Origin of the sequence: Streptococcus sp. HMSC10E12 (assembly GCF_001807855.1) — a bacterium.
Classification (GTDB): Bacteria; Bacillota; Bacilli; order Lactobacillales; family Streptococcaceae; genus Streptococcus; species Streptococcus salivarius.
Window position 1 is genome coordinate 13,694 of the sequence record NZ_KV791088.1, and the last position, 26,197, is coordinate 39,890.

Consider the following 26,197-nt stretch of genomic DNA (forward strand, 5'->3'; position numbering starts at 1 on the left):
AGGTCAAGGTGATTAATATGAAATTGAAAACCTTTGTTTCCGATAAAAGAAGTGTATATGATTTCATAGTTTAGATAAGAAAAGGGAGTAAATAGATGATAAAAACTATCGTAAAGGATGTCTTTTTCCTTGGACAAAAATCGACAGAAGCGACTAAAGAAGACCTCTATTTGGCTAAAGATTTACGTGATACACTGGAGTTTCATAAGGAAGCCTGTGTGGGTATGGCTGCCAATATGATTGGCGTTAAAAAGCGTGTTATTATCGTCAATATCGGTTTTGTCAATCTGGTCATGTTTAATCCTGTTTTAGTCAGCAAGTCCTCACCTTATCAAACAGAGGAGTCTTGCTTGTCTTTAGAGGGAAGTCGTCCGACCAGACGTTATGAGTCGATTGAGGTTGCCTATTTAGATGAACAATGGATGCCTAAACAGTTAAGTTTTTCTGGTATGCCAGCCCAAATTATTCAACATGAATTGGATCATTTGGAGGGGATTATTATTTAGATAGCCTAGCCCAAGCGGGCTAGGTTTTTGAGTTCAAAGCCTTAATAATCATAGTTATGGGAGTGAGAGCGGAAAGCAATTTTTTTCTCACTCTTTTTTAGTTCTCATAGGAACTTTTTTCTTGACATTAGTTCTCATAAGAACTAAAATAGTTTCCATGAGAATTATTCAAGGAGGGACTTGCGATGCATGGAAAAGATACTTTTAGTGAATTCAGAGAATTCATCAATACTATGGAATCTCGCGTGCAAGAGTTAGGAAAGGTCCATGGGGTTGAGCATTTAGCTGGCCCTCAAGGATTTGCTGTCAAGTATTTGTCTGACAATCAAGATAAAGAAATCTTTATCAAAGACATTGAAAAAAGACTATGTATTTCTAAATCAGTGGCTAGTAATTTGGTCAAACGAATGGAAAAAAATGGTTTTGTTGAGTTGGTGACATCGGACAAGGATAAACGCTACAAGTATGTTCATCTGACAGACTTAGGTAAAAAGAAAGCTCGAGATGTCAAACATTTTCGAGAGGCCATCCATGAACAGCTGTTAGAAGGTATTTCCAAAGAAGATGCTGAAACAGCCTTTCGTGTCTTTCACCAAATTCGTATGAATTTAGAAAAAAATAAGGAGTAACTTATGTTTAAAATTTTTAAACGTTTGACGACAAAAGAGTTAATCATGATTGTCTTAGCGGTGATTTTTGTTTGCTTGAACGTCTATCTAAACTTGAAAATTCCAGACTATATGTCTGATATTACGACACTCTTATCAACTAAGGGAACTAAAGCGTCGGATATTTTTGCCTGGAATACAGATGCTCCAGGGATGCGAATGCTTTTAATGTCGTTTGCAGGCTTTATGGCCTCTGTAGTTGTTGGTTTCTTAGCTGCCAGAACAGCGGCAAGTTTTACCACCCGCCTTCGTGATGATATCTTCCATCAGGTTCTAGATTTTTCGGACGCAGAGATCAAGAAATTCTCAATTCCTAGTCTTTTGACCCGTACGACAAATGATATTACCCAATTGCAGATGGTACTTACCATGGGGTTACAGGTTATTACACAGGGACCTATCATGGCCATTTGGGCGATTACAAAGATTGCCGATAAAAATGGAAATTGGCTCCTTGCCTTGCTTGTCGCTGTGGCAGTGATTGCCATTCTCATGCTTTTCCTCTTGATTATGGTTATGCCTAAGCAACGCTTGATTCAAACTCTGACCGATAAACTGAATAGCGTAACGCGTGAATCTCTTACAGGAATTCGTGTGGTGCGTGCCTATAACGCCGAAAGTTATCAAGAGGATAAATTTGAAAAGGCCAATACTGATTTGACCCAAAACAATCTCTTTATCGGTCGTTCTTTTGCCTTACTGACACCCGTGATGACTGCTGTATCAAGTGGTTTGACACTGGCTATTTATTGGATTGGTGCACATTTGATTGAAGATGTTAAGATTCCAACAGATCCAACTAAGATTTCTGGTGCTATGGAAAATAAGGTCCATCTCTTCTCAGACATGGTGGTTTATTCATCTTATGCCATGCAGGTTGTGATGGGATTCATGATGATGATTGTTGTTTTCTTCCTTCTTCCACGTGCAGTTGTAGCAGCTGGTCGTATCAATGAAGTTCTAGATACCCAATCTTCAGTCTCTTATCCTGAAAATAGTTCTGAAAAGCCTAAAGAGGTGGGTGCTGTCGAATTTGATGATGTTTCCTTCCGTTATTCTGAAACTTCAGAGCCTGTTTTGGAGCATGTTAGCTTCAAAGCTAAAAAAGGTGACACGGTGGCCTTTATTGGTTCGACTGGATCTGGTAAATCAACACTTGTCAACCTTATCCCACGTTTTTATGATGCCACGCAAGGGACGATCAAGGTTGACGGTGTCGACGTGCGACATTATGACCATGAAACCTTGCACAATATAGTCGGTTATATTCCACAGAAGGCTGTGCTTTTCTCAGGTGATATCACGTCAAATATGACGATGGGAACGAGCAATAACAGTCCTCTTGATGATGCTAAGATTTGGGAAGCTCTCGAATTAGCTCAAGGAAAAGACTTTGTTGAAAATAAAGAAGGTCAACTTAAAGCAGAAGTTGCCCAAGCTGGGTCTAACTTCTCAGGTGGACAGAAGCAACGTTTGGCTATTGCGCGTGCCTTGGCACGTAAGCCTGAAATCTTGATTTTCGATGATTCCTTCTCAGCCTTGGACTATAAGACCGATCGTAAGTTACGTCAAGAATTGGCTGAAAAAACACAAGATATGACCAAGTTGATTGTAGCTCAACGTATCTCTACTATTATGGATGCAGACCAAATCTTGGTACTTGATCAAGGTAAGGTCGTTGGTCAAGGAACTCACAAGGAACTCTTGGCAAATAATGAGGTTTACCAAGAAATTGCCTATTCACAATTGTCTAAGGAGGAGTTAGAAAATGGAAAATAAGCCAAAAACATCATCCTATAAACGCTTAAAACCCTATATTAAAGGTTTCCAAATTCCGTTTGTCCTTGCGATTTTTGGAGCAATTATTTCAGCGGTCATTACAGTTATTGGACCAGATAAGCTTAAAGAAATTACCAATACTATAACTGAAGGTATTACACCTACTAAAATGGGAACGATTCCAGGCATTGATTTGGACAAGGTAGCAAGTATTGCTATGACCTTGGCTGTTCTCTATGCCATTTCAGCCATTGTGGGTTACCTACAAAGCTTTACGGTTGCGACAGTTACACAACGCTTTTCACAACGTTTCCGTACAGCTATCCAAAAGAAAATCAACAGTGTCCCTCTTAATTATTTCGACAGTCACTCTCAAGGGGATACCCTCTCTCGTGTGACCAATGACGTTGACCTTTTGGGACAATCGCTTAGCCAAGGCTTAGGTACCTTGATTACTTCAAGTGTTCTCTTGGTGGCAGCCATTATTATGATGTTCTACTCAAATGTCACTATGGCTTTCACTGCGATTGGTTCTGTCTTGATAGGTTTTGTTCTGGTAGCCTTCATCATGGGCTTCTCGCAACCCCTTTTCAAGCGCCAACAAGAAAATTTGGCTAATATTAATGGTTATATTGAAGAAATCTACACGGGTCAAGCAGTCGTAACGAGTTACAATGCTGCTCAAGAAAGTAGTCAAGCTTTCAAGGGACTTAATGATAAACTCTATAAATCAATGTGGCAATCACAGTTTATCTCAGGTATTATGATGCCACTTATGATTTTCATTGGGAACTTTGGTTATGTCATGGTCTGTCTTGTGGGTGCCATCAAAGTTATTGATGGTAGCTTGACTATTGGTGATGTGGTAGCCTTCATGACCTATGTTCGCATCTTCTCACAACCTCTTTCTCAAATTGCACAAGGGATTACACAACTCCAATCAGCCACTGCAGCCATTGGTCGTATCTTTGAATTTTTGGAAGAAAAAGATATGGACGACGAGTCAGCTAAGACAGCTGAATTGACAGATACTAAAGGTCAAGTTGTCTTTGATCATGTTTCCTTTGGTTATACTCCTGAAAAGACTATTATTCATGACTTTTCGGCTCTTGCTAAGCCAGGTCAAAAGATTGCGATCGTTGGTCCGACGGGTGCTGGTAAGACGACTATTGTTAACCTGCTTATGAAGTTCTATAACATCGACCAAGGTCGTATTACCATTGACGGTGTGGATACGAATGACATGAAGCGTGAAACTGTTCATGACCAATTCTCAATGGTGCTTCAAGACACTTGGCTCTTTGAAGGTACTATTCGTGATAATTTGATTTACAACCAAGAGAATATTTCTGATGAGCAAGTTATTGCTGCAGCCAAGGCCGTCGGTATTCACCACTTCATTACCACACTTCCAAAGGGTTATGATACTTATTTGGATGATTCTGTGACCTTATCAGTTGGACAGAAGCAGCTCTTGACCATTGCACGTGCGCTTCTTAAGGATGCCCCTCTCCTTATCTTGGATGAGGCGACATCATCTGTCGACACTCGAACAGAAGAATTGATTCAAAAAGCCATGGACAAGCTTATGGAAGGTCGTACTTGCTTTGTTATTGCCCACCGCTTATCAACCATTCGAAATGCTGACCTTATCCTTGTGATGAAAGATGGTAACATTATTGAACAGGGCAATCATGATGAGCTCATGGCAGCAGATGGTTTCTATGCTGATCTTTATAATAGTCAATTTACAGAAGAAGTTGCCTAAACTTTTCTTATAAAATTATAAGATTTTACAAAAAAACAGACAGATTAGGAGATTATGATGCAATATCGCAAAGCAAGACTAGACGAAGTTCAGGAAGTTGCACAAGTATGTGCAGATGCCTTTGAAGATTACCCCTATCTTTCAATGATTGCCAGTAATTTAAAGAAGCCTGAACAGTATAAGGAATTTGTCTTAGCCTTGCAGGAAATATTGGTGCGTTTGGCGATTAAACAGGACTCATGTTTGGTGGCTGAAAAGGACGGTCGCATTGTTGCGGCGGCCATTTTACAGCATCAGACGATTTCTATGCTTAACTATCTTCAGAACGGAGCGACCAAGCTTTTCCGTTTTATAAGTATCACCAAGTTGTTCAAGTATTTTAACTTTGTTGAAGAGTCCGAAAGACATCTGGAAGATTCTGCAGAATACGACTGGTACTTGATGATGTTGGCGGTGACTCCAGATTATCAAAGAAAAGGGATAGGGAGTCGTTTCTTGCTTGAAGGGGTTGAACCTTTTGTGCGTAGTACAGGAGGTCACAGTCTTGGTTTGATTACCAATCGCGATTACAATGTACCTTTCTATGAGAAAAATGGCTACAAGCAATGTGGTTATAAAGCTTTGACTTATGAAACACACAAACTAGGTAACTGGCCTTTTGTCAAATCGCTTGATGAATAGCCTTGTGCTATTTAATTAAGATAAGCAAAATGAATCTGGCTTCGGCTGGATTTTTTTCTTAGCCTTAGAGTCCTTCTTGTCTGGCTCATTCCTTATTTTTAAGCCTAACTATGCTATAATTAGGAAACGCTATTAGAGGAGGTTTATATGTCAACTCCAAGTATTTATGGGGAATATGCTCAGTATCTCCCCAAGATTTTACAAGAAATAACAGACCCGATTATTGCGGCTAATATTACTAGCAAAAAGGAAACAGGCTTTAAACTCTATGAACATTTTATTTCACGAATCAAAGAAAGCGATTCTATGCGTGAAAAGTGTCGTAGGAAAAATTTACCTGAAACCAACCAATCTGCTCTCAAGGAAATTCGTGACAGTATTGGGATTCGAATTGTTTGTGGCTTTGTCGATGATATTTACAAAACTATCGATGTCATCAAGGCTATCCCTGGCGTTTCTATCTATAACGAGAAAGATTACATTTTAAATGCTAAGCCCAATGGCTATCGTTCTTACCATCTCATTTTAGAAGTAGAAACCGAGTTTCCAGATGTGCTAGGAAATGAGAGAGGAACCTATTTTGTTGAGGTTCAGCTTCGGACCATTGCTCAGGATTCCTGGGCCAGTTTGGAGCATCAAATGAAGTACAAGCACGACATCAAGAATCCAGAAATGATTACCCGTGAGCTTAAGCGCTGTGCGGATGAATTAGCTTCATGCGATTTGACCATGCAGACCATCCGTAACTTAATTCAAGAAGGAGGGGACTAGAATGGCTTTGAAGATTCTACTAGCTGAGGATGAAGAGGCTCTTTCTCGAGTTTACAAGGCAGCCCTAGAGCATCAGGGTTATGAGGTGGATCAAGCATTCAATGGGCAAGAGGCAGTAGACCTAGCTGCACAGAATGCCTATCAAGTGATGATTATGGATATTATGATGCCCATTAAAACAGGTATTGAGGCCCTAAAAGAGATTCGCTCCTCTGGGGACAGGACGCATGTCATTATGTTGACAGCTATGGCTGAAATTGATGATCGCGTGACCGGGCTTGATGCTGGGGCAGACGATTACTTGACCAAGCCAATCTCCCTTAAAGAACTTTTGGCTCGTCTGCGTTCATTAGAACGTCGTGTGAGTGAGAGCTTCACTGCCAAAATTTTGACTCTTGGTTCTGTTCGTTTGGACCAAGAAGAGCAGGAGTTGGTAGCTGGGAACGCCATTCGACTTTCAAGCAGAGAGACCAAGTTACTGGCCCACTTCATGCTCAATCCTGCCAAGAAATTAACGACTGAGCACCTTTTCAAGACTATCTGGGAGGATGAGGAAGATGTGGACGAGTCTATTGTCTGGGTCTATATTTCCTATCTGCGTCAGAAATTGCAAGCCATCCAGGCTGACATCAGCATTCTTGGTGAAAAAGGAGGCGACTTTTGCCTTCTCGCCAATTAGAGAGGAGTAGCTCATGTTTAGACGTTTACGACTTCAATTTATTACGATTGCTTCCTTGGCTATCCTCTTTATCTTGGTCTCTACTGTGGGAATCATCAATACTGTGAGGTCCTTTCAGACGGAGCAGGAAATTAGTAAGGTTCTCAACACACTTACAGAAAATAATGGTAGTTTCGGAAAAACGAAAAAAATTGAGACCAATCAAGGGCGTGAAATTCCATCAGATAGTTTTCGTTTTTTCAGCGTGACCTTGTCTGGTGATGAAGTGGTCAGTCAGGACACCAGTCATACTTCCTTGATAAATGATGAAGAGGCCGCTACTTATGCCCGAGCAGCTAGCCGAATGACGAGTACTCTTGGAACCATTAGAGAAAAAAATATTAATCTCAGTTATCAGGTTAGTAAAGTTAGCAAAAATAAGATCCTTGTGGTCTTTCTGGACACGACCTCTTATTATAATTCTTCCCAAGCCTTGTTAAATCTTTCTATCCTTTTATCAATGTTTGGCTTTATCTTTTTTGTTGTCATTGTTAGTGCCTTATCAGGAATTGTCATTCGTCCCTTCATTCGAAACTACGAAAAGCAGCGACGTTTTATTACCAATGCAGGTCATGAATTAAAGACACCATTGGCTATTATTTCTGCCAATACGGAGCTACAAGAACTCATGACTGGAGAGAACGAATGGACCAAGTCGACGAACGACCAGGTGGCACGTTTGACCACTCTAATCAATTCTCTTGTAGCCCTATCTCGTCTGGAGGAGCAGCCGGATATTGTTCTTCAAGATGTAGATTTTTCCTATATTACTGAGGATGCAGCAGAGGACTTTAAGGGGCCTGTTGTCCGAGATGGTAAATCTTTCGTTATGGACATCACACCGGATATTCATGTGAAAGCAGAGGAGAAGTCTCTCTTTGAACTTGTAACCCTCCTTGTGGATAATGCTAACAAGTATTGTGATCCAGAAGGGACAGTAACCGTAAGGCTCCGTCAGATTGGAAGGACACGAAAACGGGCTCGTCTAGAAGTATCGAACACCTATAAAGATGGTAAGGATGTTGACTATAGTAAATTTTTTGAACGTTTTTATCGTATTGAAGAATCCCATAATAACAGAGAACACAAGGGTTTTGGTATTGGCCTCTCTATGGCACAAAGTATGGTCAAATTATTTAAGGGACGTCTCTTTGCTTCCTACAAAAATGATACCATTACTTTTACAGTCATCTTGTAAAGATATTTTTTAAATATTTGACTAGGTGAAAACCCTAATTTATGATAAAATATTAAGGATGAAGATTTAGTATTTTCTTTGCAAAAAAGAAACCATTTTCCTATCCTAATCATAAAAAGGAGATGCTCGAATGAGACCCCTTAACCACCTTAAAAGGCTGGTAATGGATGACTTAGGAAAGATAAATCTCAGCTAAGAATCAAATCATAAAACAAAATAGTTAATAGGGAGAAATCATGGCAGAACCAAAATACAAACGTGTCCTCATTAAACTTTCAGGTGAAGCTTTGGCTGGTGAACGAGGTGTTGGGATTGATCTTCCAACTGTCCAAGCTATGGCTAAGGAAATTGCTGAAGTAGCGGATTCAGGTATTCAAATTGCTTTAGTTATTGGTGGTGGTAACCTCTGGCGTGGCGAACCTGCTGCTGAAGCAGGAATGGATCGTGTTCAAGCAGACTATACTGGAATGCTTGGAACAACGATGAACGCCCTTGTTATGGCTGATAGTCTGAAACAACTCGGTGTTGATACACGTGTTCAAACAGCGATTGATATGAAGTCTGTAGCGGAGCCTTATATCCGTGGTCGTGCCCTTCGTCACCTTGAAAAAGGCCGTATCGTTATCTTTGCAGCAGGTATTGGTTCACCATACTTCTCAACAGATACAACAGCGGCTCTTCGTGCAGCTGAAATCGAAGCTGATGCTATTCTTATGGCTAAAAACGGTGTTGATGGTGTCTACAATGACGACCCTCGTAAAAACGCCGATGCCGTTAAGTTTGACGAGTTGACACACGTGGAAGTTATTAAACGTGGTTTGAAAATCATGGATGCCACAGCTTCTACCCTCTCAATGGATAATGACATTGACCTTGTTGTCTTCAACATGAACGAACCAGGAAACATCAAACGTGTTATCTTTGGTGAACAAATTGGAACAACTGTATCTAACAAAGCAGAATCACACAAGTAAGAAAGAGAGAATTTATGACAAACGCAATTATTGAAAAAGCAAAAGAACGTTTCGCCCACTCACATGAGTCATTGGCCCGTGAATTTGGCTCTATCCGTGCAGGTCGTGCCAATGCATCACTTCTTGACCGCATCACTGTAGAATACTATGGTGCCCCAACACCACTTAACCAATTAGCTTCAATCACTGTTCCTGAAGCACGTGTCCTTTTGATTTCACCATTTGATAAAGGTTCAATTGCTGATATCGAACGTGCAATCAACGAATCTGACCTTGGAATCAACCCAGCTAACGATGGTTCTGTAGTACGCTTGGTTATCCCAGCACTTACAGAAGAAACACGTAAAGAGTTGGCTAAAGAAGTGAAAAAAGTCGGTGAAAATGCTAAAATCGCTATCCGTAACATCCGCCGTGATGCTATGGATGAAGCTAAGAAGCAAGAAAAAGACAAAGAAATCACAGAAGATCAATTGAAATCTTTGGAAAAAGATATCCAAAAAGCAACTGATGACGCTGTTAAGAAGATTGACAGCATGACAGCAGAAAAGGAAAAAGAACTCCTTACTGTTTAATCAATAGAAAAATAAGGAGAGTGGGACAGAAGCAAAAGAGCATGGACTATGTTAGCTTCCTTGTCCGACTCTCTTTTTAGAGGAAAAAAGATGAATACATTACTTGGAACAATTATTACTGCCCTAGTAACTGATGAAAATGACAAATTTTATTTTGTTCAAAAGGACGGTGTGACTTTTGCCTTGTCTAAAGAAGAAGGAGAACATGCCATTGGTGACATGGTGACAGGTTTCGCCTATACAGACAGCAAGCAAAAATCACGTCTAACGCAAAAAGAAATCAAAGCCACTCGTGATTCCTATGATTGGGGAGAAGTTACTGAAGTTCGTAAGGATTTGGGTGTTTTTGTAGACGTAGGAATTCCAGATAAGGAAATCGTAGTCTCTTTAGATGTTTTACCTGAACTCAAAGAGCTTTGGCCTAAGAAAGGTGACAAACTCTATATCAAACTCGATGTTGATAAAAAGGATCGTATTTGGGGACTTCCTGCCGAACCTGAGGTCTTTCAACGTATGGCTGGACCTGCTTACGATAATATGCAAAACCAAAAATGGCCAGCCATTGCCTACCGTCTAAAATTGTCAGGAACCTTTGTTTATCTGCCAGAAAATAACATGCTTGGTTTCATCCATCCATCAGAACGCTATGCGGAGCCACGCTTAGGTCAGGTCCTTGAAGCGCGTGTGATTGGGTTCAGAGAAGTTGATCGTACCCTCAATCTTTCTCTTAAACCACGTTCTTTTGAAATGCTCGAAAATGATTCACAGATGATTTTGACCTATTTAGAGAGCAATGGTGGCTTTATGACGCTTAATGACAAGTCATCACCAGCGGACATCAAGGCGACTTTTGGTATTTCTAAGGGACAATTCAAGAAAGCCCTGGGTGGTCTGATGAAGGCAAAAAAAATCAAACAAGATCAGTTTGGAACAGAATTAATCGGTTAGGAGAAGGCATGAGAAAATCCTTTTATACTTGGCTGATGGCCCAGCGTAATCCAAAGTCCAATGAACCAGTAGCAATCTTGGCTGACTTGGCTTTTGAAGATTCAACCTTCCCGAAGCATACTGATGACTTCGAAGAAGTTAGTCGTTACTTGGAAGATCAAGCTAGCTTTTCCTTTAATCTGGGGCAGTTTGACCAGATTTGGGAAGATTATCTGGCTCATTAATAGCGACTAAGTCTACGATAAGCATAATGACTTTTAGCATTTTCTTTAAAAAGTAATTACCATTTGAATTGGTATGAATTGTTACAATTTTTTACAAATATCTCAGCTGTTTTTCAATAAATTAGGCTTGTTACAACTAGTTAGTAATTGCTTTAAAGTGCAGTAAATCACCCCTTTTTTGACAAAAAGTGTGGTATTATTGTAGATGTTAAAATTGTTAAAAAAGGAATGAATTATACATGTTATCAAAATCTAAAACAACAAAGGCACTTCTTTACTCGACCGCAGCACTTTCACTTTTTGCTGCAAGTCACGTACATGCCGATGAAACTTCAAACTGGGCAGCACGTTCAGTAGATCAAATCAAAGCAGATATCGCTGTAAGTGATAACCAACAAACTTATACAGTTCAATACGGTGATACTTTGGGGAGTATCGCTGAAGCAATGGGTATTGATGTGAACGTTTTGGCTAACATCAATCAAATCACAAACATTGATTTGATTTACCCTGGAACAGTCTTGACAGCAACTTACAATGCTGATAATCAAGCTGTCTCTGTTAAAGTTGAAACTCCAGCTTCAGAAACATCAACTACACCTGTAGTTGCAGAAGCTAATTTGACAACTAACGAAGTGACTGTAAATGGTCAATCTGTAGTTGCAGCGGACTTGACAGCTCCAGTTGAAACAGTAAGCACAACAGCTACTCAAGCACCTGTTACAGAAGAGTCAACTCAAGCTGTTTCAGAAGTAACAGAAGCTATCGCATCAGCATCAGAAGCACCAGCATACGCAGAAACTGAACAACCAGTTGCTGATGCTATTGATCATGTCACTGCGTCAGCAGAGGCTACACCTGAAGCAGAAACTACTCCAGCTGCTGAAACACCAGCACAACCTGAAGTAAAAGAAGAAGCTCCAGCGGCAGAACCAACAGCAACATCAGAAGCGACTTCAGAAGCACCAGCGACTTCAGAAGCTCCAGCGGCAGAACCAGCAGCAACATCAGAAGCGTCTTCAGAGGCACCAGCTGCTTCAGAAGCGCCAGCAGAAGCTCCAGCGGTAGAACCAGCAGCAACATCAGAAGTGGCATCAGAAGCACCAGTAGCTTCAGAGGCACCAGCAGCACAACCTGCATCAACAAATACACTTCCAACGGATCCACACCTTCAACCACAAGCTGAAGCTTTCCGTCAAGATGTAGCGGCACAATTTGGTCTTACTGATATCGGTGGTTACCGTGAAGGTGATCCACAAGACCATGGTAAAGGACTTGCTGTTGACGTTATGGTACCAGTTGGTTCAGCAGTTGGTGATCAAGTTGCCCAATATGCAGTAGACAATATCTCAAATGCAGGTATTTCATACATCATCTACAAACAACAATTCTACGCACCAGTAAACAACATCTACGGACCAGCTAACACATGGAACCAAATGCCAGACCGTGGTAGCGTTACTGAAAACCACTATGACCACGTTCACGTGTCATTTAATGAATAAGTCAGAATAATAAAAAGTCACGCCTGGCGTGATTTTTTTGATATAATGGAGAAAAAGACGAAAGAAAGAGGAACTCTATTTGCAAGAGTATTCTGTTGAAATTACCCTAAATCACCCAGATGATGTCTTGTCACTTTTTGGGACCAATGAGCGCCATCTAAAACTTATCGAGGAAAACCTCAATGTTATTATTCATGCTCGAACAGAGCGTGTGCAGATACTTGGAGATGACGAGGAAAGTGTTGAATTGGCCCGTTTGACCATTCAAGCCCTCCTTGTTTTAGTGGAGCGTGGAATGCTAGTCAACACTTCAGATGTTGTCGCAGCCTTAACCATGGCTCAAGATGGTTCGATTGACAAGTTTGTTGCTTTATATGAAGAAGAGATTATCAAGGACAACAGTGGTAAGCCTATTCGAGTGAAGACCTTGGGGCAAAAGGTTTATGTTGATAGCATCAAAAGTCATGATGTGGTCTTTGGGATTGGTCCAGCTGGTACAGGGAAGACCTTTTTAGCGGTTACCCTTGCAGTTACAGCCCTTAAACGTGGTCAAGTTAAACGTATTGTTCTAACACGTCCGGCGGTTGAGGCGGGTGAGAGCCTCGGTTTCTTGCCTGGTGATCTCAAGGAAAAGGTGGATCCTTACCTTCGCCCTGTCTATGATGCCCTTTATCAAATTCTTGGTAAGGAGCAAACGACCCGCCTCATGGAACGTGAAATTATTGAGATTGCACCCCTCGCTTATATGCGTGGTCGTACCCTAGAGGATGCCTTTGTTATCCTTGATGAGGCACAAAATACAACCATCATGCAAATGAAGATGTTCTTGACCCGTCTTGGTTTTAATTCTAAGATGATTGTCAATGGGGACATGAGTCAGATTGACTTGCCACGTCGTGTTAAATCAGGCCTTGTCGATGCTATGGAGAAATTGAAGGGAATTAAGGCTATTGATTTTGTTCACTTCTCTGCTAGCGATGTCGTACGTCACCCAGTTGTAGCTGATATCATTAATGCTTATGAAAAAGATGCACCTAAGGTTGACTTTGAGGAAAAATCAGAGGAAACAAACAAGCTTGAAGAAGAAACAGCATCAGGATTGACTGAATACCCAGTAATTGGTGCTGAGGATGTAAAAAAGTAAATTGATGAAAAGAGGTTTGAGAGTATGTGTTCTCAACCTCTTTTTCCTTTACAGTCATGTCATTAGCTTTTCCCCTATTTCTGGTAAAATAGTATTGAATAATAGGCTGATATGGAGGGGAGAGCCATGACTAAAGCAAAAAAATGGAAGATTGCTATCATTGTATTGCTTGGACTTGTTGCGACAGTCTTGATAGCCATAGGAGAGGGAAGATTTTGGAAGTATCAACAGAACTATATTCCAGACGGCACTTATCAGATGCTAAAATACGAGGCTAAATCGGCATATTCCAATGAATTGATAAATTGGACTGAGCGAGGAGAGAATAATGATAGCTTATATGAGGATTTTATAGTTGTTGAGAATATGAAATCTCAATTTTATTATGTTTTTGTGGGGGATGGGGAACCTTTTGTCTCACCATTTGAGCATGATGAAAAGCTCCCACAGACTTTTGACCCACGTACAGGGACTTTGAAACAGGATCTAACAGTCTCTGAATATGAAGCTCTAGTGATTTCTCATATAGATAAGATTTCTAAAAAGGGAGAGGAGTATTCAAGAGTAAAAGAAGTATCTGTCCAAAGGTGTGTAGACGATTATAAAAAAATGTTGAAGCAAAAAAGAACTTATGAAAAGCGCCCTAATGGTCTCGTTCTGACTGTTTATGCTAATGATGGACATATTGAGTCGCGTAGAACTTTTAAACGATTGAGCTCAGAGGAAGCCAAAGGGGTCAAAAGTGGTTATGATAGGGATTATGAGTATGCCTTGAAGTATTATAATTATTCAAGGCATGATGGGGATTATCTCATCTGGCGCTGATTCACTTACCAATCAAGCACCTCTTTACTATCGAGAATCATAGCCTAATGATTTATTAAAAAACCTTACAGTCTTTATGATAATTGTCAAATACTATTTCACCATTTATTTTGGTACAATAGAACGGTAGACCAATAAAAAAGGAGATTATTATGAACCAGCAAGAGTGGATTGAGTACTTTGAATTAGTCAACGGTCGCAAAGCAACTCCCGCAGAGTTAGCTCAAGCTCAAGCAGCAGGCGAGTTTATCCTTGAACGACCTAACCCTAACGTCTTTGGCTCAAATGGACAGGCGACGGAGCAAAGACCGATTAAGCCAGCTGAACCTGTGATAACGATGACACAGCAGCCTCAGTTTGCCCAAACAACAGCAACCTTCCAACAAGTCGTACCTGCTAAAAAAGGTATGTCTAAGAAAACTAAGATTATTTTGGCATCAGTCTTGGGTGCTGTGGCAGTGATTTTACTTTCTGTTGGTGGCTATTCATTATGGCGTTATCAGTCAGGAAAAATTGTAGATGGAACCTATGAAGTAGTTTCTTTCTCTCGTTATGATGAAGACAAAGATAAAATGGTTGATGGCATAGATGAATACAAGGACGAAGGTTTGGACTTGCAGTCTTTTGTAGTTGTAAAGAATAATCAATCTAGAACCTACAATTTAGTAGAGAGTGACAATAAATCATATGTTAGTTTGATGGACTATGAGATAGATGTTCCTCAGGTATTTGATCCGTGGAATAGAACAGAGAGTCAAGTTTTAGATGCGGATCAAGTCGAAGATGTCACAAAAGACTTCATGAAAAAGATGAGAAAAGACTATTCGTTTTATACCAAAGAGGAAGCTGACAAAGTCGTTAAAAAAACAACAAGAGAATATAAAGATACCTTGAAGGAAAAACGTACCTATGTCAAGCATGGCGATGAATACACTCTGACTACTTATGATAAAAAAGGGAAGCTTCAGTCACGTATTACTTATAAACGTATGAGTAAGGGAGACGCTGAGGAGCGCTGGGATGACTATAAGGATGCCATCAAAGATTATAAGAAAGATTTGAAGACTTATAGTGATCAATATGATGACTTCAAGGATTACTATGATTATGGTTATGGCTACAATTACGGCTATGGTTATGGTAATGACTATGGCTATGGTAATAGCGATGACTATGGTAGTGGTTCTAAATCAGGCTCTGACGATAGTAAAAGTAGTAAAAAATCTAGTGATAAAATCTAATCACCCAATGATGTAAATGAGTAAAGTGGTACGAGAAGGAGAGCCAAAACTCCATTCTGGTATCGCTTTTCTTTATATGGAAATAATCAAATAGCCTTGGAGTCTTTTTTCTGTTAGAATGGAAGTATCAATGAAAAAGGGGACTTTTATGAACGAAAAAGAGTGGTTAGATTATTTCGAAACAATCAATAATCGTAAGCCGACAGAGGAAGAAATCCAACAAGCAAAAGCTAATGGGGAATTTATTTCTCAAGAGGCTAAGGACGAGGGTATTAATCCACAGCAAGCTCAGTTGAGTGACCAAGTGACACAAGCCGTTTCACAAGTTGCTCCTGCTAAGACAGGCTTGTCTAAGAAAGCTAAAATTATTATTGCTTCTGTAGTGGGGGCGATTGTCCTAGTGGCACTTTCATTTGGTGGCTATGCGTTTATGCACTTGCAAGGCGGTAAAATACCTGAAGGAACCTATCTGCTTGAAACTTATCGCTTTTACCATAAAGATAAGAAGAAAATGGTTGATGGTATGGAATCTTTCAAGAAAAGTGGTCTAGAGGCTCATGATTTTGTTAAAGTCAAAGGTAATAATGTTAAATTTTATTTTTATACCTTAGCTGGCGGGAACAATCTGGTTGACTTTACAGACTATGATACTGACGAAGCATACCATCCAGATGCTTGGTCAGGAACGCTTAAACCAACCATGTCACTATCTGAATATACCAAAGTCATTGACCAAGCGGTAGATAATCAATACAAAATAAGTGAATATCGAACTCAGGCTGATAACGATGAAAGTAAAAAGATTTACGTTAAATCCTACAAAGAATCTCTTGAAGAAACCGTTCGATACAAGGTTAAGGGTGATAGATTGATCGTTACAACTTATAATAAGAAAGGCAAACTTATTGAAGAAAGAAGTTTCAAACGCCTATCAGGGGATGACGTGAAGAAATTAGATTATGACTATGAACGTGATGTTAGAGTTGATAAAAAGCGCTTCCAAAACTAGTAATGTTTAAAACCAGCTTAGCTGGTTTTTTTAGTGTCCAAAACGTGCTATAATAAGATGTTATATCATCAGTGTTAGCCCATTTGTTAACATATGAAAGGAAATTAAAATGACAAAAACATTCTACATCACAACACCTATCTACTACCCATCTGGTAAATTGCATATTGGTTCTGCTTATACAACTATTGCTTGTGACGTCTTGGCACGTTACAAACGTATGATGAACTATGATGTCTTCTACCTTACTGGGCTTGATGAACACGGCCAAAAGATTCAACAAAAGGCTGAAGAAGCAGGAATCACACCACAAGAGTATGTGGATGGTATGGCTGTTGGTGTTAAGGACCTCTGGCAACTTTTGGATATCTCATACGATAAATTCATCCGTACGACTGATGATTACCATGAAAAAGTTGTTGCTCAAGTTTTCGAGCGTCTCTTGGAACAAGGAGATATCTACCTTGGTGAATACTCAGGATGGTATTCAGTTTCAGATGAAGAATTTTTCACTGAAAGTCAGTTGGCAGAAGTTTACCGTGATGAAGAAGGTAATGTCATTGGCGGGGTAGCTCCATCAGGACATGAAGTAGAGCTTGTTTCTGAAGAATCATATTTCTTTAAACTTAGTAACTACGCAGACCGTTTGACTGCCTTCTTTAAAGAACATCCAGAATTTATCCAACCTGATGGTCGTATGAATGAAATGCTTAAAAACTTCATCGAGCCAGGCTTGGAAGACTTGGCTGTGTCACGTACAACCTTTACCTGGGGAGTAAAAGTACCATCAGATCCAAAACACGTGGTTTATGTGTGGATTGATGCTCTTATCAACTATATCACTGCCCTTGGTTATGGTCAGGATGAGCATGCTAACTTTGATTTATTCTGGCAAAATGATGAAAACCACGAAATCATCCACATGATTGGTAAGGATATCCTTCGTTTCCACTCAATCTACTGGCCAATCATCCTTATGGCTCTTGATTTGCCATTGCCTACACGTCTTGTTGCCCACGGTTGGTTCGTCATGAAAGATGGTAAGATGTCTAAGTCTAAAGGAAACGTGATTTATCCAGAAATGTTGGTAGAGCGTTTTGGTCTTGATCCACTCCGTTACTACCTCATGCGTAGTCTTCCAGTCGGTTCAGATGGCACCTTCACACCAGAAGACTACGTGGCTCGTATTAACTACGAATTGGCTAACGACCTTGGAAACCTCCTCAACCGTACAGTTGCCATGATTAACAAGTATTTCGGTGGTCAAGTGCCTGCCTATGTTGAGGACGTTACAGACTTTGATGCTGATTTGGCTAAGGTTGTGGCTGAAAATATCGAAGAGTTCCACAAACAAATGAACGCTGTAGATTTCCCACGTGCCTTGGACGCCGTTTGGAACATCATTTCACGTACCAATAAGTATATTGATGAAACAGCTCCATGGGTTCTCGCCAAAGAAGATGGTGACAAGGAACAATTGGCAGCTGTTATGGCTCACTTGGCAGCTAGTCTTCGTGTGGTAGCCCACCTCATCCAACCATTCATGATGACAACTTCAAATGCCATCATGGAACAACTTGGCTTGCCAGTAACATTTGACCTTGAAAATCTTGAACTTTCAGCATTTCCAGAGAATGTGACAGTCGTTTCAAAAGGAACTCCAATCTTCCCACGTCTGGACATGGACGAAGAAATTGCCTACATCCAATCTCAAATGAACGCAGGCAAACCTCAAGAGAAGGAATGGAACCCAGAAGAGGTCGAACTTAAGTCTGAAAAAGACCAAATCAAATTTGACGACTTTGACAAGGTTGAAATCCGTGTTGCTGAAGTTAAAGAAGTAGAAAAGGTCGAAGGTTCAGACAAATTGCTCCGCTTCCGACTTGACGCTGGTGACGGTGAAGATCGTCAAATCCTCTCAGGTATCGCTAAATTCTATCCAAACGAACAAGAATTGGTCGGCAAGAAACTTCAAGTTGTGGCTAATCTCAAACCACGTAAGATGATGAAGAAATATGTCAGCCAAGGTATGATTCTTTCCGCAGAACATGACGGCAAACTCACTGTCTTGACAGTAGATCCATCTGTTCCAAACGGAAGCGTGATTGGGTAAAATATCATGAAAAATAGTTTTTCAATTTTTTGAATTGGGAAACTGTTTTTTACTAATCTTCAGTTGTGACTAAAGTGCTTGAAACACATCTTTGTTAAGTGCTCGGCAGTTTTGCTTCCTTAAAACCGGAAATCATCTACTCTTAAGGAAAGTCTTAAGAGGACCTGATGTATAAGAAAACGAGTTCAGTCGAACTCGTTTTTTTTATACACTATATTTCAATAAATGCTTAATGCGTTCTACACTTTCATCAGGACCATAAGCATTTGGGTATCGGTCTAGTTTACCTATAGCGTCAAGGTCTGCTTGGTCTAGGTGGAAGTTAAAGCTATTAAAGTTTTCCTTCATCCGTTCGATATGGGTACTCTTAGGAATGGTCAGAATGCCTTGTTGTGTTTGCCATCTGAGAATGACCTGGGCAACTGTCTTGCCATGTTTTTCAGCAATAGCAGTTAGAGTTGGGTCCTCAAAAATACCATCCTCTCCTCTATGAAAAGGAGCCCAGGCTTGCGTTAGGGTGCCAAATTCCTTATCAGCTTTCTGAATCAGTTTGTGTTGTTTATAGGGATGCAACTCGATTTGATTGACTGCTGGAATTACAGGTGTCTGCAAGGCAAAATCCGCCAAACGCCCTGTTGAGAAGTTAGAAACACCAATGGCTCTAATAAGTTCTTCATGCTTAAGCTCAATCATAGCACGCCAGGCACCATGTAAGTCGCCAAAAGGTTGATGAATCAAATATAAATCAAGATAGTCAGTATCTAGTTTGCGAAGTGTTTCTTTTAGGGCTAATTTGGTATCTTCGTAGCCAAGCTGGCTAATCCAGGCCTTACTAGTCAGGAAAATCTCCTCGCGAGGGATACCAGTTGCCTTAATAGCACGTCCCACGGCTTCTTCATTTCGATAAAGGCTAGCAGTATCAATCAATCGATAACCTACAGAAAGAGCATCTTCAACGGCTTTTTGACATTCTTTTTGATCGAAAATTTGCCAGACACCAAAACCAAGCACGGGTATTTTGATGCCATTATTAAGTGTTTGAAATTCCATTTTCTTCTCCTTAGTGGTGGGGTAGTAAGCTATCCTGAATTTCCTCGATAAATGCTTGAATAATTGCGGATTGTTTCTGTTTATTATTGGTCACAAAACCCAAGGTGTGCTTTGGACTGTTCTTTAGTGGAAGTAAAACAATTTGGTCCTTAATGAAACTATTAACAATACCGAGACCAGAAGCGTAACTATCTGAGGCACAGAGCAGATTCATAACACTGCCTCGGTCATTACTGTAAATTACTTGTTGGTCAGGCAGAACCTCGAGAGGATCTTCGTCAAAATGGATACCAGAGCTTTCTTGACGAAAGCGGACCTGTGGGTATCCCTCTAAATCTTTGAGGTTGAGGGATTTTTTGTGAGCTAGGGGATGTTGGCGACCTAAGAAAATCTTAGTTTCAAACTCTCCAAGTGGGGTGAAAGTCAGATCCATGTGTTGGAAACTGCGTTCAAGGATATGGTCGTTGTCTTCATCTAGATAAATAATCCCCAGGTCACTTTCGAAGCTCTCAACGCTTTTGAGAATCTTCCTAGTCGTTGTTTCAATCAGTTGAAATTCTTGATAATCACTACGAAAACGTTGGGCAATATGAGCCATTGGAAGTGATAAGAAATCGTAGTGGTGACTGGCAACAGTGAATGATTTCTTGAATGATTTACGGTAACGTCCTTCTAGGAGATCTAACTCTCCAAGAATACGTTTGGCGTATTTGAGAAAATCATGACCGTCATCAGTTAGTTTGGCTCCTGTATTGGAACGCTCAAAGAGTTGGACTCCAAGTTCTTCCTCTAAATCACGGATGGATGCTGAGAGATTAGGCTGAGTCAAAAAGAGTTTTTTGGCAGCCTTACTAAAAGACCCTGTTTCAGCGATAGTCTGAACATAGCGACATTGTTGAAAATTCATAAGCATCCCCTTTGAAAAATATGATTGTAGGTCATATTATAACAAAATGAGAAGTCTAAAATCAGCAAAATTCTGATAGGAATAGATGAAGACCTGATATGAAATTTCTATGATTAAGTCGTTTTAGAAATAATAATGGAAAGTGAGCTGAGCTCTAAGAAAATAGTTCTGATAAAAGAAAAACTGCATCCACAGGCTAGACACTAAAAATCTAAATTGTAGGATGCAGTTTTAAATATTAGTCATTAAGATATCTAATGGCTTTCAGTTTTTTAGGACGAATGAGGAAGAGCCCTATAGCAATCAGTGGTAACCAAACAATGAAATTCCAGACACTTGTAGCTGGAGCAGCCTGTGTTGATTGTGAGAGAAGTACACTAGCAAAATCAATCAAACAGTGCAGGACAATAGTCCACCACAGGCTACCAGTACGTAAGTAAATAGCCGCATAGAATATACCTATAGCTGTCGCATAATAAACCTGAAACAGAGTAGCATTCAAGGGTTGATGAGTGAGATTTACAAGATGAGCCAACCCAAAGGATAAGGCAGATAGGAGAACGACACCTAAAACCTGTTTTGAAGATTTAACACCATCTTGGAAGGCGATTTTAAGGAAGAGTCCGCGAGAAACATATTCCTCGAAAAAACCAGCCCCTAAGGCAATAGTCAAGGCAGTTCCTATCATGTGAGGTGCCTTAATGATACCAAAAGCACCCGCAGAAAGATAGAAGAAATCTGCTAAAAGAACCAACCAACATACACTTAAGGTTTCAGACCAACTGATCTTTTTAGTTGATTTTATTTTTAATCCTAGTCGCTTATGGACTAGGAAATAGTAGCCACACCCTAGGCCTAGTGTCTTAATGAGAAAGGCTATCTCCTCTGGCAGTGGCTTAAGAAGCAAACGAAGTACAAGGTTCACAAAAATAATACTAACCCCAAAAAGGATCAGTGTCCTAGTTTCTTTTTTTGTCATTGAAAAGTCCCCCAACTTTCTTAACATTTTTTTCAAGCATACGACGAAAAACGACTAAAGTCAAGGACTTGAAGGTGTTTTTTATGTATTTTTAGTTATGAAGAGGCCGGTTCTTGATGACTTACTTCTAATAGAAAGCCTATTCTATCGTTGAAACAGTTTATTATGAGAAAAAAATGAACGGCTGTAAGAAAGTAATAAGTGAAAACTCTGTAAAATCCTTACGAATTATAATTAATTGTAAAGAAATGATTAAATTATAACAAAAGTGTGTCAAATTTTAAAAACATGTAGCAAATATATAATATTTTTTTCAGAAAGCTATTGCCAAATTTTGAAAATCACGGTAGTATATTAAACGGTGAAGAAAATAGGTTAATAAAATGTTAACCAAGAAGGAGAAAGTGTAAATGAAAGTCAATCCATTTAAAACAACATTGTATTCAAGCGTATTGCTTGCAGGACTCGCGGCTACAAGCGTAGCAGCTGCGGATGAAGCTAAAGATGTAACAGCAACTACTGATACTGATGCAACCGTATCAAATACGGCTGCAGAATCAAGTGCTAACCTTGTTAAAACAACAGGTGATGCAGCAGTTGTTACTACAGTACCTGGAACAGAAGAAAAAACTACTACTGAAACAGATACTACTGTAAAAACAACAACTAAAGCTATTGCTGAAGTTTCAAATCCTGACTTCGATAACGCTGTTGAAGCTGCAACAACGACTGCAGCAGCATCAAAAGATTCTGCTGATGTTAAAGCTGTCCAAGATCAAGCAGCTAAAGATGCTCAAGAAGCTTCAAATACAGTTGTTTCTGAAAATAAATTGACTCGTGAAGAAGCTGATGCAGCTCTTACATCTGCAAAAGCAAATGTTGTTGCAACAGGGGGATTCACAGCTACAGAAGAAGCAGGTGTTAAACACACTAGCGTCGAAGCTGCTAACAATGACAACAAAGTTCAAACAACAGCTTTGACAACTGCGGTTTCAGAATATAAACAAAAACTTGCAGATTACAAGACACAATTGGATAAATACTACCAAGACGTTCTTGCTTATGCTGCTTGGGAAAAATCATACAAAGAGTACACTGGTGGAACAACAGCTCGTCTTTTGACAAAAGGCTTGGCTGAAAATGCTACTGGCTTGATCTATAAAACAGAATCTGATGCTACTATGACTGTTGAAAATTCAGCAGGTTCTGTTGACTACTTGGATAAAACAATCCAATCAGGTCACTCAGTAGATGAAATCCTTGAACAATTCAACACATCTCGTTACATTCCAAGTGACTTCAGTGCAGCTAACGGTACACAGTACACTATCAATGCTGACGGTGAATACACTGAAGATGTATGGTTGAAGATGGCTACAGGTCAAACATTGACTGTAACATACAACAACCTAAACGGAACATCATTCAATGGTACTCCAGTTAAGAAAATTGTTGCAACTTACACTTTGGTAGAAACACCAAGTACAGATGGTTCAGCCATTGTTAAGTTGTATCACGATCCAACTAAGACACTTTTCATTGGTTCACAAACTGACGACACTAACAAAAAACTTCACGTTAAGATGAACTTGAACTTCTTTGATTCTGAGTCATCAGTGACACCACTTGATTTGTCTAAGAACGGATCAGTTTTGAGTATCTCATCACTTAACCACTGGAACACTGAGCTTGGAAACCACATTGAAAAAGTTGGTTTGAATGGTAATGAATACGTTCAAATTCCTGGTTCATCTATCACTTTACATGAAGATGGTTATGCTTATGCAACAAATGATAACGAATTTGTGGCTAACGGTTCACGCTTTAACAGTGACCCAACAGTTGATCCAACAACTGGTGAAGTTACAGATGAAGGTTGGGATGCTATTAACCCAGACGGAACACCTCGTACGAAGAATGCCTACTATGGTGCTGCTGCAACAATCTTCAAGGGTGAACCAATGGACTTCATCGTAAGTGGAAATAACCTTAACGTTCCAACTGCTTACTGGTTTGCAACTAACTCAACAGTAGTTGTTCCTGAATTGCCAGAAGAACCAAACAAACCTGTTCTTCCAAATACTGTTTCAGCAAAAGTTACTTACCACAAAAACTTTGTATCTGTTGAAGAAACAACTGAGAAACCAAAACCTCAAGTACCAACAACTCCAACAGAACCTACACCAGGTAAACCTGTAACACCAACATCAGTACCTGTAAAAGAAGAAGCTCCAGCTCTTCCAGCTACTGGTGAAAAATCAACAGCAGCTTCTGCAGCAGCAGGTGCAGCTATGGTGACATCAGCTTTAGCCTTGTTCGGTATTTCAACTTACAAACGTAAACACTAAGATAATACATAAAAAAGCTAGGAAAATTTCCTAGTTTTTTTAGTTTGGAAAAATCAAGTTAACCAGAAATAATAAAGATGAAATTTTCTGACATTTACTGAAATTACTTGATTTCGACTGAAAAAAGAAAAACAGATATACATTTTCTAATTTTTTCAAAATCGCAAGAAAAGCCTATATTATAAGCTTTTCTTTATAGTTAACTATGTGTAAAACAAGGGGGTAAATATTATTTTCAAAAAATATGAAATAAATTAATTGACAAAAAATTATAATACAGTATAATAGATTGTGTTAGGAAGAGTTTGTTTTTTTGGCAGGGTGACTCCCTAGTCAAAAAGGACTAGCTTAGAATCTGGAATTCTAAGTTATCAAATTCCAATGTTTCATTGTGATGATTTAAAAAAGAGAAGATTTAAACAGCAAAAAATTAGATTAATCGATTTAATACATCAGCATCATCGTAGCGGGAGCTAGCGGTATTTTTAATCCGTGTAGAGCAAACGACAGATTCAAAAACAGCAGAATCGGTAGAGACTAATCGTCAAAAGCGAAGAGGAAAAGAAAATAAAGCAGTAACTGCTAATATACCTATCAGAAGGTGGACTAAACCTAATGACTGATAGGTGGTATGTTTTGAGAGTGGCGTTTTTAGCCAATACTCTTCTAGGAAATAGTATCTTGTAAGCAGTATGACGTGCTGCGTAAAGAAGCTAGAGGGAAAGTTCTTCAGATTGACTGACTATCAATCACAAGATACTCTTAACTAGAAACCATTTTGAACCAACACGATTTTGCGTTTGTTGGTATTGAACTGCACCTAGGGAAATGGTGGTTCAATGTTAGTAAATAAAGACTTTAACTTGTAAAAGTCTAAAAATTGTTTTATCTCATTATCAACTCAAGGATTAAGTTTTTAGTGGGATTGCGGAACAAAAGGGTGATAAGCATATTGGGATGATGCTTCAGTGACGGAATTTGACCAGATGTTTGTGAGAGCATCTGTCTATGCTACAATAGCTATTTTTAATGGTTATGTGGGATAGAAACTGTTTTCAAAATCTTTATTCCAAGGAAAATTGGGGGATTTTCCTTGAAGAATTGAGATTTTTGAAAAGAGATCAAATGGACTGAGCGGCACTTGTATCCCAAGGTAAGCAATACACCTATAAACCTAAGTTTCCATACAGCAGGGAGCAAGTTTCAGTTTGAATGGGGGACGCATCTAGAGTAATCTAGATGTTTTTTTATTTTGTGAATTCTTTTACGAATAAGTAAGAGAGTGCACGAAGGAGAGAGTCATGTTAATTGCAAGAAATCAGGAGGGAAACCTCGTTTCAGCTCTAGAAACCAGTTTGCAACGTAAGGAATCCTATAGCTGTCCTGGTTGCCAGGGAGTTGTCCTGTTGAGGCATGGCCAGGTAATGTGTCCACATTTTGCTCATAAGTCTTTGCAAAATTGTCAGTTCTTCTCTGAGAATGAATCGGCCCAACATTTATCCCTTAAGTCAGCTTTGTATAAATCTTTGGTTAATCATGGTGAAAAAGTAAGTATTGAAAAGGTTTTGTCTGAGATGGGGCAAATTGCAGATTTATTTGTTGGAGACTCCCTGGCTCTAGAAGTTCAGTGTTCTCGGTTATCCCAGCAACGTTTGAGAGAGAGGACACGTGCCTATCACCAAGCAGGTTACGAAGTGCGTTGGCTTTTGGGTGAGGAACTCTGGTTGAATGGACGTTTAACAGACTTACAGCGGGACTTTCTCTATTTTACGGCTAAGATAGGATTTCACCTATGGGAGCTTGATTGGAAGCGTGAGGAAATTAGACTTAAGTATCTCATCTATGAGGATATTTTTGGGAAAGTCTATTATTTAACTAAGGCCTGGCCGTTAACCGAAAATCTCATGACAGTTTTACGTTTTCCTTATCAAGCAGAGCAGGTTGAGACTTATCAAGTAACTCAGCGAAAGAAGGTCTCACATGTGATTCAACGAGAATTAATGGGGAAAAATCCAAGGTGGATGAGAAGGCAGGAAGAAGCCTATCTTAAGGGAATGAATTTGTTATGCCTGTCTGATCAGGATTTTTTTCCACAAGTGAGATTTCCAGAATCTAAGCAGGGTTTTGTACAAATTAGACAGTCACTTGAAGGTTTTGAAAAGCTTTTTAAGCAATATTATCGAAAAAGGCGTTTTTCTTATCGACAAACTCTCTACCCTCCCACCTTTTATGCTAAAATAGTAAAGAATAGATACAATTAAGGAGAATA

23 protein-coding genes are annotated in these 26,197 nt (G+C 39.6%); 20 read left to right on the forward strand and 3 right to left on the reverse strand.

All coding sequences use genetic code 11. The features are described 5' to 3' along the window. Positions 1-95: 95 nt before the first annotated feature. The 18 genes from HMPREF3112_RS04630 (at position 96) to metG (ending at position 18,644) form a co-directional block, all read left to right on the forward strand. Positions 96-506 carry a peptide deformylase gene (locus HMPREF3112_RS04630; RefSeq protein WP_038675386.1) on the forward strand — a complete coding sequence of 137 codons (411 nt, stop codon included), beginning with the start codon at positions 96-98 and terminating at the stop codon, positions 504-506. Between the two features lie 185 nt (positions 507-691). Further along, complete coding sequence (locus HMPREF3112_RS04635; RefSeq protein ID WP_002885568.1) at positions 692-1,135, forward strand: MarR family winged helix-turn-helix transcriptional regulator; 444 nt, start codon at positions 692-694, stop codon at positions 1,133-1,135. 3 nt (positions 1,136-1,138) lie between these two features. After that, positions 1,139-2,953, forward strand: a complete 1,815-nt coding sequence (locus tag HMPREF3112_RS04640; RefSeq protein WP_070438402.1) for an ABC transporter ATP-binding protein — start codon at positions 1,139-1,141, stop codon at positions 2,951-2,953. Continuing rightward, positions 2,943-4,721, forward strand: coding sequence for an ABC transporter ATP-binding protein (locus HMPREF3112_RS04645; protein WP_070438405.1), 1,779 nt, complete (start codon positions 2,943-2,945; stop codon positions 4,719-4,721). The genes HMPREF3112_RS04640 and HMPREF3112_RS04645 overlap by 11 nt, the downstream gene beginning before the upstream one ends. A gap of 57 nt (positions 4,722-4,778) precedes the next feature. Then, the gene (locus HMPREF3112_RS04650; protein WP_048790159.1) at positions 4,779-5,402 is read left to right on the forward strand and encodes a GNAT family N-acetyltransferase; all 624 of its coding nucleotides are present in this window, start codon (positions 4,779-4,781) and stop codon (positions 5,400-5,402) included. Between the two features lie 147 nt (positions 5,403-5,549). Then, positions 5,550-6,173: a GTP pyrophosphokinase gene (locus tag HMPREF3112_RS04655; protein ID WP_070438408.1), complete on the forward strand. Its 624-nt coding sequence runs from the start codon at positions 5,550-5,552 to the stop codon at positions 6,171-6,173. A gap of 1 nt (position 6,174) precedes the next feature. After that, a complete protein-coding gene (locus tag HMPREF3112_RS04660) occupies positions 6,175-6,852 on the forward strand; it encodes a response regulator transcription factor (RefSeq protein ID WP_037601879.1) in 678 nt (225 codons plus the stop codon). A 13-nt stretch (positions 6,853-6,865) separates the two neighbouring features. Next, positions 6,866-8,089 (forward strand): sensor histidine kinase, encoded by a 1,224-nt coding sequence (locus HMPREF3112_RS04665; RefSeq protein WP_070438411.1) that lies wholly within the window; start codon positions 6,866-6,868, stop codon positions 8,087-8,089. A 236-nt stretch (positions 8,090-8,325) separates the two neighbouring features. After that, positions 8,326-9,063: a UMP kinase gene (gene pyrH, locus HMPREF3112_RS04670; protein WP_002885551.1), complete on the forward strand. Its 738-nt coding sequence runs from the start codon at positions 8,326-8,328 to the stop codon at positions 9,061-9,063. 14 nt (positions 9,064-9,077) lie between these two features. Further along, positions 9,078-9,635 carry a ribosome recycling factor gene (gene frr / locus HMPREF3112_RS04675; RefSeq protein ID WP_014633971.1) on the forward strand — a complete coding sequence of 186 codons (558 nt, stop codon included), beginning with the start codon at positions 9,078-9,080 and terminating at the stop codon, positions 9,633-9,635. A 90-nt stretch (positions 9,636-9,725) separates the two neighbouring features. Then, positions 9,726-10,583 carry an RNA-binding virulence regulatory protein CvfB gene (gene cvfB, locus HMPREF3112_RS04680; RefSeq protein WP_070438446.1) on the forward strand — a complete coding sequence of 286 codons (858 nt, stop codon included), beginning with the start codon at positions 9,726-9,728 and terminating at the stop codon, positions 10,581-10,583. An 8-nt stretch (positions 10,584-10,591) separates the two neighbouring features. After that, entirely contained in the window at positions 10,592-10,807 is a 216-nt protein-coding gene (locus HMPREF3112_RS04685; protein ID WP_002885591.1) for a YozE family protein, read from the forward strand. A 239-nt stretch (positions 10,808-11,046) separates the two neighbouring features. Then, positions 11,047-12,312, forward strand: a complete 1,266-nt coding sequence (locus HMPREF3112_RS04690) for a LysM peptidoglycan-binding domain-containing protein (RefSeq protein WP_070438413.1) — start codon at positions 11,047-11,049, stop codon at positions 12,310-12,312. A gap of 79 nt (positions 12,313-12,391) precedes the next feature. After that, a complete protein-coding gene (locus HMPREF3112_RS04695; protein ID WP_048676322.1) occupies positions 12,392-13,456 on the forward strand; it encodes a PhoH family protein in 1,065 nt (354 codons plus the stop codon). Positions 13,457-13,582: 126 nt separating this feature from the next. Beyond that, positions 13,583-14,281, forward strand: a complete 699-nt coding sequence (locus HMPREF3112_RS04700; RefSeq protein ID WP_048790164.1) for a hypothetical protein — start codon at positions 13,583-13,585, stop codon at positions 14,279-14,281. 152 nt (positions 14,282-14,433) lie between these two features. Then, positions 14,434-15,522 (forward strand): hypothetical protein, encoded by a 1,089-nt coding sequence (locus HMPREF3112_RS04705; RefSeq protein ID WP_048790165.1) that lies wholly within the window; start codon positions 14,434-14,436, stop codon positions 15,520-15,522. A 130-nt stretch (positions 15,523-15,652) separates the two neighbouring features. After that, positions 15,653-16,531: a hypothetical protein gene (locus HMPREF3112_RS04710; protein ID WP_037612004.1), complete on the forward strand. Its 879-nt coding sequence runs from the start codon at positions 15,653-15,655 to the stop codon at positions 16,529-16,531. A gap of 109 nt (positions 16,532-16,640) precedes the next feature. Continuing rightward, positions 16,641-18,644, forward strand: coding sequence for a methionine--tRNA ligase (gene metG, locus HMPREF3112_RS04715; RefSeq protein ID WP_070438416.1), 2,004 nt, complete (start codon positions 16,641-16,643; stop codon positions 18,642-18,644). A gap of 204 nt (positions 18,645-18,848) precedes the next feature. On the opposite strand, the gene HMPREF3112_RS04720 is transcribed toward metG, so the two are convergent. From HMPREF3112_RS04720 to HMPREF3112_RS04730, 3 genes are all read right to left on the reverse strand, one after another. Further along, entirely contained in the window at positions 18,849-19,694 is an 846-nt protein-coding gene (locus tag HMPREF3112_RS04720; RefSeq protein WP_070438419.1) for an aldo/keto reductase, read from the reverse strand. A 10-nt stretch (positions 19,695-19,704) separates the two neighbouring features. Beyond that, positions 19,705-20,601, reverse strand: a complete 897-nt coding sequence (locus HMPREF3112_RS04725) for a LysR family transcriptional regulator (RefSeq protein WP_002885507.1) — start codon at positions 20,599-20,601, stop codon at positions 19,705-19,707. A 238-nt stretch (positions 20,602-20,839) separates the two neighbouring features. Then, positions 20,840-21,580, reverse strand: coding sequence for a CPBP family intramembrane glutamic endopeptidase (locus HMPREF3112_RS04730; RefSeq protein ID WP_070438422.1), 741 nt, complete (start codon positions 21,578-21,580; stop codon positions 20,840-20,842). 410 nt (positions 21,581-21,990) lie between these two features. Here HMPREF3112_RS04730 and HMPREF3112_RS04735 point away from each other — a divergent pair, with 410 nt between their 5' ends. Together HMPREF3112_RS04735 and HMPREF3112_RS04740 are read left to right on the forward strand one after the other, a co-directional pair. After that, positions 21,991-23,928 (forward strand): GbpC/Spa domain-containing protein, encoded by a 1,938-nt coding sequence (locus HMPREF3112_RS04735; RefSeq protein WP_070438425.1) that lies wholly within the window; start codon positions 21,991-21,993, stop codon positions 23,926-23,928. A gap of 1,301 nt (positions 23,929-25,229) precedes the next feature. Then, positions 25,230-26,189, forward strand: a complete 960-nt coding sequence (locus tag HMPREF3112_RS04740) for a competence protein CoiA (RefSeq protein ID WP_038675415.1) — start codon at positions 25,230-25,232, stop codon at positions 26,187-26,189. The last annotated feature ends 8 nt before the right edge of the window (positions 26,190-26,197 follow it).

Coding starts and splice junctions, on each gene's coding strand:
- HMPREF3112_RS04660 (WP_037601879.1), top strand. CDS start 6,175: ATGGCTTTGAAGATTCTACTAGCTGAGGATGAAGAGGCTCTTTCTCGA.
- HMPREF3112_RS04725 (WP_002885507.1), bottom strand. CDS start 20,601: ATGAATTTTCAACAATGTCGCTATGTTCAGACTATCGCTGAAACAGGG.
- HMPREF3112_RS04650 (WP_048790159.1), top strand. CDS start 4,779: ATGCAATATCGCAAAGCAAGACTAGACGAAGTTCAGGAAGTTGCACAA.
- HMPREF3112_RS04655 (WP_070438408.1), top strand. CDS start 5,550: ATGTCAACTCCAAGTATTTATGGGGAATATGCTCAGTATCTCCCCAAG.
- HMPREF3112_RS04720 (WP_070438419.1), bottom strand. CDS start 19,694: ATGGAATTTCAAACACTTAATAATGGCATCAAAATACCCGTGCTTGGT.
- HMPREF3112_RS04685 (WP_002885591.1), top strand. CDS start 10,592: ATGAGAAAATCCTTTTATACTTGGCTGATGGCCCAGCGTAATCCAAAG.
- frr (WP_014633971.1), top strand. CDS start 9,078: ATGACAAACGCAATTATTGAAAAAGCAAAAGAACGTTTCGCCCACTCA.
- HMPREF3112_RS04630 (WP_038675386.1), top strand. CDS start 96: ATGATAAAAACTATCGTAAAGGATGTCTTTTTCCTTGGACAAAAATCG.
- pyrH (WP_002885551.1), top strand. CDS start 8,326: ATGGCAGAACCAAAATACAAACGTGTCCTCATTAAACTTTCAGGTGAA.
- metG (WP_070438416.1), top strand. CDS start 16,641: ATGACAAAAACATTCTACATCACAACACCTATCTACTACCCATCTGGT.
- cvfB (WP_070438446.1), top strand. CDS start 9,726: ATGAATACATTACTTGGAACAATTATTACTGCCCTAGTAACTGATGAA.
- HMPREF3112_RS04665 (WP_070438411.1), top strand. CDS start 6,866: ATGTTTAGACGTTTACGACTTCAATTTATTACGATTGCTTCCTTGGCT.
- HMPREF3112_RS04640 (WP_070438402.1), top strand. CDS start 1,139: ATGTTTAAAATTTTTAAACGTTTGACGACAAAAGAGTTAATCATGATT.
- HMPREF3112_RS04635 (WP_002885568.1), top strand. CDS start 692: ATGCATGGAAAAGATACTTTTAGTGAATTCAGAGAATTCATCAATACT.
- HMPREF3112_RS04690 (WP_070438413.1), top strand. CDS start 11,047: ATGTTATCAAAATCTAAAACAACAAAGGCACTTCTTTACTCGACCGCA.
- HMPREF3112_RS04705 (WP_048790165.1), top strand. CDS start 14,434: ATGAACCAGCAAGAGTGGATTGAGTACTTTGAATTAGTCAACGGTCGC.
- HMPREF3112_RS04700 (WP_048790164.1), top strand. CDS start 13,583: ATGACTAAAGCAAAAAAATGGAAGATTGCTATCATTGTATTGCTTGGA.
- HMPREF3112_RS04730 (WP_070438422.1), bottom strand. CDS start 21,580: ATGACAAAAAAAGAAACTAGGACACTGATCCTTTTTGGGGTTAGTATT.
- HMPREF3112_RS04645 (WP_070438405.1), top strand. CDS start 2,943: ATGGAAAATAAGCCAAAAACATCATCCTATAAACGCTTAAAACCCTAT.
- HMPREF3112_RS04740 (WP_038675415.1), top strand. CDS start 25,230: ATGTTAATTGCAAGAAATCAGGAGGGAAACCTCGTTTCAGCTCTAGAA.
- HMPREF3112_RS04710 (WP_037612004.1), top strand. CDS start 15,653: ATGAAAAAGGGGACTTTTATGAACGAAAAAGAGTGGTTAGATTATTTC.
- HMPREF3112_RS04735 (WP_070438425.1), top strand. CDS start 21,991: ATGAAAGTCAATCCATTTAAAACAACATTGTATTCAAGCGTATTGCTT.